At 74.1% G+C, this 12,844-nt stretch carries 11 protein-coding genes and 1 riboswitch; of the genes, 7 read left to right on the forward strand and 4 right to left on the reverse strand.

Annotated features, from left to right (window positions below; genetic code table 11):
• Entirely contained in the window at window positions 1-2,442 is a 2,442-nt protein-coding gene (locus tag ABD808_RS05400) for a flippase-like domain-containing protein (RefSeq protein WP_344890734.1), read from the reverse strand.
• 161 nt (window positions 2,443-2,603) lie between these two features.
• Window positions 2,604-2,698, forward strand: a riboswitch (glycine riboswitch).
• Between the two features lie 172 nt (window positions 2,699-2,870).
• Here ABD808_RS05400 and gcvP point away from each other — a divergent pair.
• Both gcvP and ABD808_RS05410 read left to right on the forward strand, forming a co-directional pair.
• Window positions 2,871-5,741, forward strand: coding sequence for an aminomethyl-transferring glycine dehydrogenase (gcvP, locus tag ABD808_RS05405; protein WP_344890737.1), 2,871 nt, complete (start codon window positions 2,871-2,873; stop codon window positions 5,739-5,741).
• 251 nt (window positions 5,742-5,992) lie between these two features.
• Complete coding sequence (locus tag ABD808_RS05410) at window positions 5,993-7,099, forward strand: tetratricopeptide repeat protein (RefSeq protein ID WP_344890739.1); 1,107 nt, start codon at window positions 5,993-5,995, stop codon at window positions 7,097-7,099.
• Here the strand turns inward: ABD808_RS05410 and ABD808_RS05415 are convergent.
• Complete coding sequence (locus ABD808_RS05415; RefSeq protein WP_344890742.1) at window positions 7,096-7,521, reverse strand: PPOX class F420-dependent oxidoreductase; 426 nt, start codon at window positions 7,519-7,521, stop codon at window positions 7,096-7,098. The genes ABD808_RS05410 and ABD808_RS05415 overlap by 4 nt on opposite strands.
• Window positions 7,522-7,571: 50 nt before the next feature.
• Between ABD808_RS05415 and ABD808_RS05420 the strand changes: the two genes are divergently transcribed.
• Window positions 7,572-8,219: an alpha/beta hydrolase family protein gene (locus tag ABD808_RS05420; RefSeq protein ID WP_344890744.1), complete on the forward strand. Its 648-nt coding sequence runs from the start codon at window positions 7,572-7,574 to the stop codon at window positions 8,217-8,219.
• A 112-nt stretch (window positions 8,220-8,331) separates the two neighbouring features.
• Here ABD808_RS05420 and ABD808_RS05425 read toward each other — a convergent pair whose 3' ends face one another.
• Window positions 8,332-8,535 carry a DUF5999 family protein gene (locus ABD808_RS05425; protein ID WP_344890747.1) on the reverse strand — a complete coding sequence of 68 codons (204 nt, stop codon included), beginning with the start codon at window positions 8,533-8,535 and terminating at the stop codon, window positions 8,332-8,334.
• 275 nt (window positions 8,536-8,810) lie between these two features.
• Here ABD808_RS05425 and ABD808_RS05430 point away from each other — a divergent pair, with 275 nt between their 5' ends.
• The 3 genes from ABD808_RS05430 to ABD808_RS05440 all read left to right on the forward strand — a co-directional run bounded on the left by ABD808_RS05430 (window position 8,811) and on the right by ABD808_RS05440 (window position 11,706).
• Entirely contained in the window at window positions 8,811-9,554 is a 744-nt protein-coding gene (locus ABD808_RS05430; RefSeq protein ID WP_344890749.1) for a (Fe-S)-binding protein, read from the forward strand.
• An 83-nt stretch (window positions 9,555-9,637) separates the two neighbouring features.
• Window positions 9,638-11,047, forward strand: coding sequence for a lactate utilization protein B (locus tag ABD808_RS05435; protein ID WP_344892835.1), 1,410 nt, complete (start codon window positions 9,638-9,640; stop codon window positions 11,045-11,047).
• Window positions 11,044-11,706 carry a LutC/YkgG family protein gene (locus tag ABD808_RS05440; RefSeq protein WP_344890752.1) on the forward strand — a complete coding sequence of 221 codons (663 nt, stop codon included), beginning with the start codon at window positions 11,044-11,046 and terminating at the stop codon, window positions 11,704-11,706. Before ABD808_RS05435 ends, ABD808_RS05440 begins: the two co-directional genes overlap by 4 nt.
• 8 nt (window positions 11,707-11,714) lie before the next feature.
• Here ABD808_RS05440 and ABD808_RS05445 read toward each other — a convergent pair whose 3' ends face one another.
• Window positions 11,715-12,287 carry a TetR/AcrR family transcriptional regulator C-terminal domain-containing protein gene (locus ABD808_RS05445; RefSeq protein WP_344890754.1) on the reverse strand — a complete coding sequence of 191 codons (573 nt, stop codon included), beginning with the start codon at window positions 12,285-12,287 and terminating at the stop codon, window positions 11,715-11,717.
• Window positions 12,288-12,404: 117 nt separating this feature from the next.
• Here ABD808_RS05445 and ABD808_RS05450 point away from each other — a divergent pair, with 117 nt between their 5' ends.
• Window positions 12,405-12,821, forward strand: coding sequence for a plectin (locus ABD808_RS05450; RefSeq protein WP_344890757.1), 417 nt, complete (start codon window positions 12,405-12,407; stop codon window positions 12,819-12,821).
• The last annotated feature ends 23 nt before the right edge of the window (window positions 12,822-12,844 follow it).

The raw sequence follows: 12,844 nt of genomic DNA on the forward strand, positions 1-12,844 counted from the left end.
TCACAGCGCCTCTTTGCGCTGGAGGTAGGCGAACGCCCCCCAGCCGGGCAGGACAGGCAGCCACAGGGTGAGCAGCCGGTAGAGCAGGACCGCGGACGTGGCGGTGTCCGCGGACAGGCCGGAGATCGTCAACGCCAGGGTGAGGGCGCCCTCGACGGCGCCGAGGCCGCCGGGCGTGGGTGCGGCGGAGCCGACGGCGTTCGCGGTCAGGTACACCACCACGACGGACGTCAGGGGCAGTGATCCGCCGAACGCGCGGATCGAGGCGTCCAGGCACAGTACGAACGACAGGGTCAGCAGCAGCGTCCCGCCGAGGCCGGTGGTCAGTTTCGTGGGGGATTGCAGGACGTCCACCAGGCGCGGCACGACCCCGGAGAACATGCTCTTCAGCCGTGTGGCGGCCTCGCGGCGGACTCGCGGCACGGTCAGTGTCAGGCCCGCGAGCAGCCCCAGTGACAGTACGGCGATGACGACGGCGCGGGACGGCGCCAGGTTCTGCGTCGCCTGCGACGTGGAGCCGGTGAGGAACCCGAACAGGGTCAGCAGCAGTAGGTGTGTGACCAATCCCACGAGTTGTGACGCGCCGACGGTCGCGACCGCGGCGCCCGGCCGCATCCCCGACCGTTGCAGGTAGCGGGTGTTGACGGCGACGCCGCCGACCGCGGCGGGCGCGACGAGTTTCACGAACGACGCGGCGAGCTGGGCCAGCACCGTCCGGCGGAGCGGGAGCCTTTCGGGGACGAACCCCATCAGCATGAACGCCGCCGCGACGTAGGTGAGCGCGGCCGCGCCGAGTGCGACGAGGACCCAGGTCCAGTTCGCGGTGGACGCCATCGTCCCGATGTCCAGGCTCGCGACCTGCGGGATGACGATGTACGCGGCGATCGACAGCGCGACGACGCTGAAGATCGTCCGGGGCCGGAACCGTTCCAGCCTGGCGGGCGCGACCGCCGTCTCGGGTTTGCGGCGCACGATCTGTTCGCGGATGCGGGTGAGCAGGTCGCGGTTGTGCCGCAGCGCCGTCCGGGTCTCCCGGGACAGCGCGACCCGTTGCAGCAGCGGCACCGCCGAGGCCAGCGCCTCCTCGCCGAGGATGGCGGCGGCGGTCCCGACGGCCCGTTCGGGACCGGCCCGCAGCGCGAGCGTCGTGAGGAGCTGCGCCAGATCGAGCCGCAGCGCCAGGTCGCCCGCGGCGATCTCCCCGGCGCGCAGGTCGGTGAGGTAGGCGTGGCCGTCCGCGCCGACGAGCACCGCGCCCTCTTGGAGCCGCCGGTGCGCGAGCCGTCCCGCCTGGAGGGCGCGGAACTGGCGCCACACGTCCGTCAGCAGCGCGTCGGTGATCTCGGAGTCGGGGACGTCCGCGAGCCGCCGGCCCGGCACGTGCTCGTAGACCAGCAGCGCCGCCTCCGTGCCGACCTCCGACGTCGCGACCAGGCGCGGCGTGCGGGCGCCCGCCGCGCCCGTCGCGTACGCCATCAGCGACTCCTGCTCCAGGGAGCGGCGCAGCGAGCGCAGCGCCCGGCCGGTCGTCGTCGCGCGCAGCCGCAGCAGCCGCCACGCCCGGTACGGCAGGCCCGCCGTCTGCTGGTCGCGGTCGAGCACCCGCAACTCCACGTCCCAGTCGTCGCCCGCGCGGCGGCGGGGGTCGAGGACGGCCCCGTACACGCGGGCCTCCTCGGCGTCGCCGGTGGGCTCGTCCAGGCGCGCGGCCCGTCGCGCGCGCAGCCCGAGGCGTTCCAGCGCCGCCACGACGGCTCGGCCCGAGGGACGAGGGTTCGGAGTGCCGACCGTGTACAGGGTGCCGTGGCCGATGGCGCGTCCGAGGAAGTAGGTGGCGGCGAGCGCGGCGACCGAGGCGTAGGACGCGGTGAGGCCCGTCAGCGCCGCCAGCCCGATCAGCGCCCAGGTCGCGGCCTGCCAGCGCAGGCGGCCCGCCATCCCGACGGCGGTGACGAACGCGATCACGGGGGCGATGTCGGTGTGCACCGGCGCCGTCTCCGTGCCGCCCCAGATCAGCGAGTCCAGGACACCGCCGGGCGCCGCCCGCACCACCAGGTCGTCCAGGCTCACCGTGATCCCGAACGCGATCGCGGCGGCGAGCAACGCGATCGCGACGCGCGTGCCGTCCTTGTGGAACACCCGTTCGACCCCGAACGCGATCGGGACGGCCAGCACCCCGAAGCTGGACACCAGCGTCGCCAGCGACAACAGCAGCCGGGGCGCGTGCGCGGTGCCCTCCGCGATGTCGGTTTCGAGGCCGTGCGTCGTCTGCTGGGCGATCGACACCAGCAGCATCACCGCTGCCAGCCCCACCACCGACGCCACGAAGCGGATCGCGTCGGACGTGCGGCGGATCCGGTCCGGCTGGGCGGGCTCGTCCACGGGCACCCCCGCGGCGTCGCCGTGCGGCGACCGCGCCGCGTCGTCGTGGGTCTGGGTCACGCCCTACCGCCGCCCCCACTTCCGTCCCCGCGTCGCCCGGAGGCCCGTCCCAGGTGAGCATGGACATGCTACTGGCCGCCGCCCCACCACCCGCGGCAGGGCTGGAGGACGGGTGATCGTCGGAACGGATCTTTGGGTAGGGTTTGTGCAGGACATGCCGTCGACCCTGTGCGGGAGAGTCCCCACGCCGCCAGCGTGGGGCGCCGAAGGGGCAACCTCCCCGGAACCTCTCAGGCAAAAGGACCGCGCGGACGAGGCACCTCTGGAAAGCAGGCGTCGTTTCCCCCACCCGGGGAAGGCGGCTCACCGAAGGGGAAATCCCGCGTCGCGGGTGAAGCTCTCAGGTGCCATGACAGAGGGGGAGACCGGCCGCCGGCCCGAGCGCACGGCGGCGGACCTGAGCGACCGCAGCAGCCAGGAGGCTCTCCATGACCGGCCAGTTCTTCGCTCCCGTGGCCTCTCCCCAGCATCCACGCGCCGCGTTCGCGGACCGGCACATCGGCCCGTCGCCGGACGACCAGGCGCGGATGCTGGCCGCGATCGGCTACTCCGGTGTCGAGGCGCTGATCGACGACGCGGTGCCCGCCGCGATCCGCACGTCCCGGCCGCTGGACGTGCCGCCCGCGCTGAGCGAGACGGCGGCGCTGGACCGTCTCCGCGAGCTCGCCGCCTGCAACACCGTCCTGCCGTCCATGATCGGGCTCGGCTACCACGGCACGATCACCCCGGGCGTGATCATGCGGAACGTGCTGGAGAACCCCGGCTGGTACACCGCGTACACGCCCTACCAGCCGGAAATCTCGCAGGGGCGGCTTGAGGCGCTGCTCAACTTCCAGACCGCGGTCGCCGACCTGACCGGGCTGTCGGTCGCGAACGCCTCCATGCTGGACGAGGCGACCGCCGCCGCCGAGGGCATGGCCTTGGCGCACCGGGTCTCGAAGCGCAAGGAACCAGGAACGTTCCTCGTGGACGTCGACGTGCTGCCGCAGACGATCGAGGTCATCCGGACGCGGGCGGTCCCGCTCGGCATCGAGGTGGTCACCGCCGACCTGTCCAGTGGGCTGCCGGACGGCGATTTCTTCGGCGTGCTGCTCCAGTACCCGGGTACGTCCGGCGTCGTCCGCGACCTGGAGCCCGTCATCGCGCAGGCGCACGAGCGGGGCGCGCAGGCGGTCGTCGCCGCCGACCTGCTCGCGCTGACGTTGCTGCGGCCGCCGGGGGAGTCCGGCGCCGACATCGCCGTGGGCTCGGCGCAGCGGTTCGGCGTCCCGTACGGGTTCGGGGGCCCGCACGCGGGTTACATGGCGGTCCGCGAGGGCATCCAGCGGCAGCTTCCCGGACGTCTCGTCGGCGTGTCCGTCGACGCCGACGGCGCGCCCGCGTACCGGCTGGCGTTGCAGACCCGCGAGCAGCACATCCGCCGTGAGAAGGCCACCAGCAACATCTGTACCGCGCAGGTCCTCCTCGCGGTGATGGCGGGCATGTACGCCGTTTACCACGGCCCCGAGGGGCTCGCCGCGATCGCGCAGCGGACGCACCGCCGCGCCACCGAGATCGCCGCCGGGCTGCGCGCCGCCGGGGTCGAGGTCGTCCACGAGGCGTTCTTCGACACCGTCCTCGCCCGCGTCCCCGGACGGTCCGCCGAGGTGGTCGCCGCCGCCCTGGAGCGCGGCGTGAACCTGCGGCCCGTGGACGCCGACCATGTCGGCATCGCCTGCGACGAGACGACGCTGCCCGCCCATGTCGCCGCCGTCCTCGCCGCGTTCGGCGCCGACGAGCCCGCCGGGGCCGACGAGGCGATCCCGGACGCGCTGCGCCGTGAGAGCCCCTACCTGACCCACCCCGTCTTCCACGCGCACCACTCCGAGACCGCGATGCTGCGCTACCTGCGCAGGCTCCAGGACAGGGACGTCGCGCTCGACCGGTCGATGATCCCGCTCGGGTCGTGCACGATGAAGCTGAACGCGACCGCCGAGATGGAGCCGATCACCTGGCCGGAGTTCGCGAACGTCCACCCGTTCGCGCCCGTCGACCAGGCCGCCGGATACCTGGAGCTGATCGGCGAGCTGGAGGCCGCGCTCGCCGAGATCACCGGATACGCGAAGGTGTCGGTCCAGCCGAACGCGGGCTCGCAGGGCGAACTCGCCGGGCTCCTCGCCATCCGCGGGTACCACACGTCCCGGGGCGACGAGCGCCGCGACGTGTGCCTGATCCCGTCGTCGGCGCACGGCACCAACGCCGCCAGCGCCGTCATGGCGGGGATGCGCGTCGTCGTGGTGAAGTGCGACGACGGCGGCAACGTCGACCTGGACGACCTGCGCGCCAAGCTCGACAAGCACGGCGACCGGCTCGCCGCGATCATGGTGACGTACCCGTCCACGCACGGGGTCTTCGAAGAGTCGATCACCGAGGTGTGCGCGGCCGTGCACGCCGCTGGCGGACAGGTCTACGTCGACGGCGCCAACCTCAACGCGCTGGTCGGCCTCGCCCGGCCCGGCGAGTTCGGGTCGGACGTGTCGCACCTCAACCTGCACAAGACGTTCTGCATCCCGCACGGAGGCGGCGGGCCCGGCGTCGGCCCGATCGGCGTCCGCGAGCACCTCGTCCCGTTCCTGCCGAACCACCCGCTGCGCGCCGAGGCGGGCCCCGAGACCGGCGTCGGCCCGATCTCCGCCGCCCCGTGGGGCTCGGCGGGCATCCTGCCGATCTCGTGGGCGTACATCGCGATGATGGGCCCGGACGGGCTGACCGCCGCCACCGAGAGCGCCATCGTCGCCGCGAACTACCTGGCCGCCCGGCTGGCCCCGCACTACCCGATCCTCTACACCGGCCGCAACGGCCTGGTCGCGCACGAGTGCATCGCCGACCTCCGCAAGATCACCAAGGACACCGGGGTCACGGCCGAGGACGTCGCCAAGCGCCTCATCGACTACGGCTTCCACGCCCCGACCCTGTCGTTCCCCGTCGCGGGCACCCTGATGATCGAGCCCACCGAGTCCGAGGACCTCGCCGAGCTCGACCGCTTCTGCGACGCCATGATCGAGATCCGCCGCGAGATCCAGCGGGTCGCCGACGGCGGCTACGACACGGCTGACAACCCCCTCAAGGGCGCCCCGCACACCGCCGCCTGCCTGGTCTCCGACGACTGGAAGCACCCCTACACCCGCGAGGAGGCCGCCTACCCCGTCCCCGCCCTCCGCGAGGACAAGTACTGGCCCCCGGTCCGCCGCATCGACCAGGCGTACGGCGACCGCAACCTCATCTGCTCCTGCCCGCCCCCCGAGGCTTTCGAAGACTGAGCGGCCTTCGAGGACCAGATCTCCACATGCCCGGTCCACGGGTCCGGGTAGCGATACGATGACGGCCGCGTCAGCACGTCGTCCTCAGCGGCCAACGCGACACGTCCGCGCGATCGTGTGCGAAGCCGGGTTCGAGCGAAGCGAGAACCCGATCGCGCAGCGAGCCGCGAGGCGAGTCGGAGCGATGCCAGCGATCGCCGCGTTTCCCGACGATGGAGGGCCCCCAGGGCCCGAAGGAGGAGAGAAACGCGATGAGCACGGCCGACGATCCGGCGAAGTGGTGCGAGGAGGCGCGGAACCTCGCCGAGAACGGTGCGGCCGAGCGGGCGGCGGCATTGTTCGAGCGGGTGCTGGAGCTGGGGGAGACGGCGTGGCGGGCGCAGGCGGCGCTCGGGCTGGCGGTCGTCCTCGACGACGTCGGCGAGGTGGAGCGGGCGCGGAACGCCGACCGGGTCGCGATCTCGACCGGCGACCCCGAGTACGGGGCGCGCGCCGCCTACCACCTGGCCCTCACGCACGAGCGCGTCGGGGAGTACGCGCTGGCGGCGCCCGCGTGGCGGGCCGTGGTCGACTTCGGCAACCCCGCGTACCTGCCGCCCGCGCATCTCGCGCTCGCCCGGCTCGCCGACGACGCCGACGAGTTCGACGCGGCGCGCGACCACTGGGAGGCGGCCATCGCGATGGGCGACGCCGAGTACGGGCCGCCCGCCGCGCACGACCTCGCGCAGCGGCTGCTGGAACGCGGTGAGCCCGCGCGGGCGCAGCGGATCCTGGCCGCCGGGCTCAAGCTGATCGACCGCGACGCCGCCCCGTACGCACACGCGCGGCTCGCCGTCGCGCTCGGCATCGCCTACCTCGACCAGGCGATCGGGTCGTTCGGCGCGGCGCTCGGCGACGAGCCGTCCGACGCCGAGGTGGGGCCGCTCGCCACCGAGCTGCTTGCGCGGACGCTTCCGCTGCGCGGGCGTGGCGCCGAGGCCACCGAGGTGTGGCGGCGGGGTCTGTCCGACCCGGGGTCGGCGGCCCAGGTGCGGGCCCGGCTGCGCCGCGACTTCGGTGGCGACGACGACGGCGACCCGGCCGACCTGTGGTGGGAGCCGGTCGTCGAGCAGGCGGTGTCGGACGGCACGCTCCCCGCCCTCGCCGGGGAGGCGTTCGGCGCCCTCGACCACATGTACGCGGTCCTCGCCGTTCGGCAGGCGGGTAACGGCAGGGAACGGCGGCCGGGCGACGCCGACGAGGCGCTCGACCAGGCGGTGGCGGTCCCGGGCGACTACCCGTGGGGTCCGCTGCTGCGCGAGAGCTTCGCCGAACGCCTGCGCCTCGCCATGGGCGCCACGGAGCTTCCCGACCGTTAACCGGCGATCGCGCGTTCCGCGATGACCTTGGTGATGCGGGCGCGGACCAGATACTCGGTGGGGACGCCGTTGCGGGCCCCGAACTCCTCGGCGCGGTCGGCGCCCATGTAGCGGCCGCCGATGACGGTCGCCCAGCGGCGCGTCTCGTCCGGGTCCTCGATGAGGGACGCCTTCGCTTCGAGCGTCACGTAGGAGTACGGCGGCGTCTGGTCGTCCACGCAGATGGTCACCCGCGGGTCGCGGGCCAGGACACGGCCCTTGAGGCTGTCACGGTGCGTGTTGAACAGGACGTCGTCGCCGTCGAGGACGAACCAGATCGGCGTGACGTGCGGCGTGCCGTCCTTGCGGGTGACGCCCGCCTTGCCGGTGCGGGTGCCCTCGGACACGAACGCGCGCCACTCACTGTCGGTCATCTTCTCCATGAGCCCCAGTCAACACCAGGGGCCGTGAGGCTGCCCGATACGGTGGGCGGATGGAGGTCGCGACGGCGCACGGCCCTGCGGACGTGCTGGTCGACGAGGTGAGCGACCCGGCGTTCCTGCTGGTCCTGACGCACGGGTCGAACGGGGGGGTGGAGGCGCCCGACCTGCTCGCCGTGCGGGAGGTCGCGCTCGGCCTCGGCGGCGCGGTCGCGCGGGTGACGCAGCCGTTCCGGCTCGCGGGGCGCCGCGCGCCCGGCCCGGCCATGAAGCAGGACGAGGCGTGGCTCGACATCGTCGGCGACCTGCGCGAACGGTTCGGGGACGTCCCGCTCGTCCAGGGCGGCCGGAGCAACGGCGCCAGGGTGGCGTGCCGGACGGCGACGGCGGCCGGCGCGGTGGGAGTCGTCGCGCTGGCGTTCCCGCTTCACCCGCCGCGCAACCCCGCCAAGACGCGCGTGGACGAGCTGCGATCGGCCGGGGTGCAAGTGCTGGTCGTCAACGGCGACCGCGACCCGTTCGGCGTGCCGGACGCCGACGACGCGGCTCAGGTGACGGTGCTGGCGGGGGAGCGGCACGAGCTGAGCCGGGACCCCGCCGCGGTCGGGAGGGCGGCGGAACCATGGCTGCGGAAATGGGCGGGGGCCGCGAAGAAGAGGCGGGGTCGGGCGGCCCGTCCGGCGCGAACGGGCGGCCCGTAAAGGTCGTGGCGGCGGTCCGGTACCCGGGCCCGGGCGGGCCCGGCGGTCAAGGGCAGGTGACTGTGCCCCCGAGGATGATCACCCGTTTGAACTAGTCCCCCGTGGACGTCGTTCAGGCGGCGGACGGAGCCAGCGGGTCCGTCGGCCGGTGCGGTGCGATGATTCCCCCGTCGGGCAGCAGCTCACCTGTGTCCTCGAACAGCACGACGCCGTTGCACAGTAGGCTCCACCCCTGCTCGGGGTGGGCGGCCAGTGTTCTGGCGGCGTCGCGGTCGGGTGCGTCGTGCGAGGGACAGGATGGCTGGTGCGGGCACATCGGCGTGCCTCCGGTTCAACTACTGGTAGGTCGTGGAGCTTTCCTATAGGACGCCTCTCAGTGTGGAACGGTTCGCAGCCCCCGGCCATAGCCCGTTGGGACGGTTGTCCGTTGGTACCGGAGTACCGGGATTTGTGACCCGCCTCACCCCGAGGTCCACGCCACAGCGTCTCCCCGCCACGACAACGGACGGAGAACGACACGCCGTCAGCGCGTGAAACCCTTACGATGTTCGGCGGGAACGGCCTTTGCGAGGCGTGGGGGGAGTGAGGCCGGTGCGGGTCGCCCTGTCCGTCGCCTGTTTCGACGACGCGCTGTTCCCGGGCACCGGGAAGGCCGTCACCGCGCTGCTGGAGCGGCTCGGGCACGAGGTCTCCTACCCGCCGGGGCAGACGTGCTGCGGCCAGATCCACTGGACGACCGGCTACCACCGTGAGGCCGCCGACCTGGCCCGCGCCTACACGACGGTGTTCCAGGACGCGGCGGCCGAGGGTGCCGAGGCGGTGGTGGCGCCGTCGGCGTCCTGCGCGGCGATGATCCGCGACGCTTACCCGAGGGTCGCGCGGACGGCCGACGACCCGGAGCTGGCCCGCGCCGCCGAGGGCCTCGCCGTCTACGAGCTGACCGAGTTCCTCGTCGACGTCTTAGGCGTCACCGATGTCGGCGCGTACTTCCCGCACCGGGTCACCTACCACCCGTCCTGCCAGTCCGCGCGGACGCTCGGCGTCGCCGACCGGCCGCTGCGGCTGCTGCGCGCCGTCCGGGGCCTCGACCTGGTGGAGCTGCCCGCGGCGGGGGAGTGCTGCGGGTTCGGCGGCGCGTTCGCGATGAAGAACTCCGACGTGTCGGTCGCGATGGTGGCCGACAAGGTCCGGCACGTCCGCGACACCGGCGCCGACGTCATCTGCGCGGTCGACAACTCCTGCCTCGCGCACATCGGCGGCGCGCTGTCGCGGCTGCGCGGCGGCGTCCGCGCCATGCACCTGGCGGAGATCCTCGCCGAGACGGGGCCCGCGTGACGGCCTCCTCCCCGCGGACGACGCCCTCCTCCCCGCGGACGACGCCCTCCACCTCGGGGACGAGCGGGCCGGTCCCGCTGCCGATGCCGAAGTTCGCGGCGGCCGCGCGGTCCGCGTTGGCCGACACCGGCCAGCGCCGCAACCTGCGCGGCGCGACGGCGGCGGCCCGTGAGCGGGAGGCCGAGGCGGTCGCCGCCACCGACGACTGGGACGACCTGCGCGAGGCGGGCCGCGCCATCGGGGAGGCGACGCTGCTCCGCCTCGACGCCCACCTGGAAGACCTGGAGCGTGCCGTCACCGGCGCGGGCGGCACCGTGCACTGGGCAGCCGACGCCGCCGAGGCGCGCCGCGTCGTCACCGACCTGGTGCGGGCGATCGGCGCGGACGAGGTCGTCAAGTCGTCCTCGGCGACGACCCGCGAGATCGGCCTGAACGTGGCGCTGGCGCGGGCGGGCGTGGCCGTCCAGGAGACGGCGCTCGCCGATCTCGTCGTCCAGCTGGGCGGTGACGAGCCGTCCCACCCGCTGTCGCCCGCGCTGCACCGCGACCGCGCCGAGATCAGGGAGCTGTTCGGGCGGACGATGCCCGCCGCCGGGCCCGGCCTGTCCGACGACCCCGCCGCGCTGGCCGCCGCTGCCCGCGCCCACCTGCGCGACCGGTTCCTGCGCGCGCCGGTGGCGGTCACCGGCGCGAACTTCCTCGTCGCCGAGACCGGGACGGTCGTGGTCGTCGAGTCCGAGGGCAACGCGCGGATGTGCCTCACGCTCCCCGGCACGCTCATCACCGTCGCGGGCATCGACAAGGTCGTCCCGACCTGGGCCGACCTGGAGGTGTTCCTCCAACTGCTGCCGCGCGCCTCGTCCGGTGAGCGGATGACCCCGTACGTGTCGTCGTGGACGGGGGTGACGCCGGGCGACGGGCCGCGTGAGTTCCATCTCGTCCTGCTCGACAACGGCCGCACCCGGGCCCTCGCCGACGAGGTCGGACGGGCCGCGCTGCGCTGCGTCCACTGCTCGGCGTGCGCGAACGTCTGCCCCGTCTACGAGCGGGCGGGAGGCCGCGCGTACGGGCCGGTGTATCCGGGGCCGATCGGCGCGATCCTGATCCCGCAGCTGAACGGCGTCGGCGGCGCGGCGAACGCGTCGCTGCCGTACGCCTCGACGCTCTGCGGCGCCTGCGCCGACGTCTGCCCGGTGAAGATCGACATTCCGGAGGTGCTGGTGCGGCTGCGCGGGGCGGTGGTCGAGTCGCGGCGCCGGCGGCCCGTCCCGACGCCGGAGTTGGCGCTGATGCGTGGGATGGCGTGGACGATGGGCGACCCCCGCCGCTACGAGACCGCACTGAGGCGCGGCACCAAATGGGCGCGGCTGCTGTCACGCGGCGGCCGGATCCGCCGCCTGCCCGGCCTGCTCGGCAAGTGGACGGAGGCGCGTGACCTGCCCGCCCCGCCGTCGGAGAGCTTCCGCACCTGGTGGACGCGGAGGCAAGCGTGACGGCGGACGGCGGCCCCGGTGACTCGCGGGCGGAGGTGCTGCGGCGGGTGCGGGAGGCGCTCGGCGGGTCCCGTGCCGCGCCGCCGCCGGTGCCGCGCCGCTACGCCCGGCGGCTCCCCGACGCGCAGGCCGGGTCCCGGGCCGACGTGCTGGCGCTGTTCACCGAACGGGTCGCCGACAACCGGGCGGCCGTCCGGCATGTGAGCACCGACGAGGTCGGCACCGCCGTCGCCGCCGCGCTGTGGGGACGGGAGGCCAAGCAGATCGTCGTCCCGGCGGACGTGCCGTTCGGGTGGCTCGCCGAACTCGACGGCGTCCGGGCCCTGGCCGACGCCCCGGCCGTCGACACCGGTACGCTCGCCGCCGTGGACGCCGTCGTCACCGGCTGCGCCGCCGCCGTCGCGGGCACCGGGACGGTCGTCCTGGACGGGGGCCGCGCGCAGGGACGGCGGGCGCTCACCCTCGTCCCCGGCTACCACCTGTGCGTGGTGCACGCCGACCAGATCGTCGGGACGGTCCCGGAGGCGGTGGGGCGGCTCGACCCGTTCCGCCCGCTGACGTGGATCAGCGGCCCGTCCGCCACCCACGGCATCGAGATGGTCCGCGTCGAGGGCGTGCACGGCCCCCGCCACCTGGAAGTCCTCGTCGTCGAGGACTGAACCGGGCGCTAGCGGACGCCGCCGATGACGAGGTCGAGCCCGGCGGTGAAGCGCGCCTCCCAGTCGATGGCCCGGTCGGCGCCGTCCTCGGCGGTGTCGCGGGCCTCCAGCGCGGCGTGGCCGATGACGTAGCCGAGCAGGGTGTGCGCGGCGACGGCGGCCGCGTCCTCGGCGACGCCGCCGCGGCGGAGCACCTCGCGCAGCGACGCGACCGTGGTGGTCAGCGCGGCGGGGTTGCGACGGGTGACGACCAGGGGCAGGACCCCCGCGTGCGCGAGCAGCCGCGTCCGGTAGTCGGCGGCCCAGGCGCGCAGGACGTCCCGCCACGACTCCCGCGCGGCGGCTCCCGTGTCGGCGGGCACGGACGCCACATGCGCGACGAGCCCGTCGAGCAGCTGTTCCTTGCCCCGGGGGAGGTGATGGTAGATCGCCATCGCCTCGACCTCCAACGCGTCGCCGAGCCGGCGCATCGTGAGCCGGGCGAGGCCCTGGCCGTCGACGATGCGCAGGGCCGTCTCGATGATCCGCTCGGTGGACAGCGGCGCGCGGTTCTGGGCGTTGATGCTCGGTTGTCGAACCATAGGACCCCCGACCTTACTGCGTAAAGGCCGGAAGCGGGGTGTCCGACGTCACGACACGCCGATGGTCCGCGTACGCTTTCCTGGATCGAACACAGTCGACCTCCGAGGGAGTGACCGATGCCGCTGGGCCGCCGGGTGGGCGAGGACGTCGCGGAGCTGTACCAGGCCGACCAGGGGCTGGCCGCCGAGTACGAGGACCGGCTCGCGGCCGCCGGGGAGGCGGAGCGTGCGCTGCGGGACGCGCAGGGCGCCGACACGCCCGAGCCGGACCTGCGCGACCTCGTCGTCGCGTTCGACCAGACGATGACCGCAGTGCTCGCCGCCGCGGAGGCGTCCGAGCGGGTCACGATGGGCCCGCGGGTGTACTCGGCCGAGTCGCAGGACGCCAAGACGCGCCGCGCCGCGGAGATCGCCTACCGCAAGGCCAAGGCGCGCGCCGAGGTGCGGCCGTGGACCGATGAGGTCGACCGGCTGCGCACCGCCCGCGAGGCGCACCGGCTCAGCTTCAGGACGCGCCCGGCCGCCCTGCGCTGAACCCCCGCCCGAATCCGCGCCGG

It is taken from the genome of Actinomadura meridiana, from assembly GCF_039537545.1.
Classification (GTDB): Bacteria; Actinomycetota; Actinomycetes; order Streptosporangiales; family Streptosporangiaceae; genus Spirillospora; species Spirillospora meridiana.

Coding starts and splice junctions, on each gene's coding strand:
- gcvP (WP_344890737.1), top strand. CDS start 2,871: ATGACCGGCCAGTTCTTCGCTCCCGTGGCCTCTCCCCAGCATCCACGC.
- ABD808_RS05410 (WP_344890739.1), top strand. CDS start 5,993: ATGAGCACGGCCGACGATCCGGCGAAGTGGTGCGAGGAGGCGCGGAAC.
- ABD808_RS05415 (WP_344890742.1), bottom strand. CDS start 7,521: ATGGAGAAGATGACCGACAGTGAGTGGCGCGCGTTCGTGTCCGAGGGC.
- ABD808_RS05420 (WP_344890744.1), top strand. CDS start 7,572: ATGGAGGTCGCGACGGCGCACGGCCCTGCGGACGTGCTGGTCGACGAG.
- ABD808_RS05425 (WP_344890747.1), bottom strand. CDS start 8,535: ATGTGCCCGCACCAGCCATCCTGTCCCTCGCACGACGCACCCGACCGC.
- ABD808_RS05435 (WP_344892835.1), top strand. CDS start 9,638: ATGCCGAAGTTCGCGGCGGCCGCGCGGTCCGCGTTGGCCGACACCGGC.
- ABD808_RS05445 (WP_344890754.1), bottom strand. CDS start 12,287: ATGGTTCGACAACCGAGCATCAACGCCCAGAACCGCGCGCCGCTGTCC.
- ABD808_RS05450 (WP_344890757.1), top strand. CDS start 12,405: ATGCCGCTGGGCCGCCGGGTGGGCGAGGACGTCGCGGAGCTGTACCAG.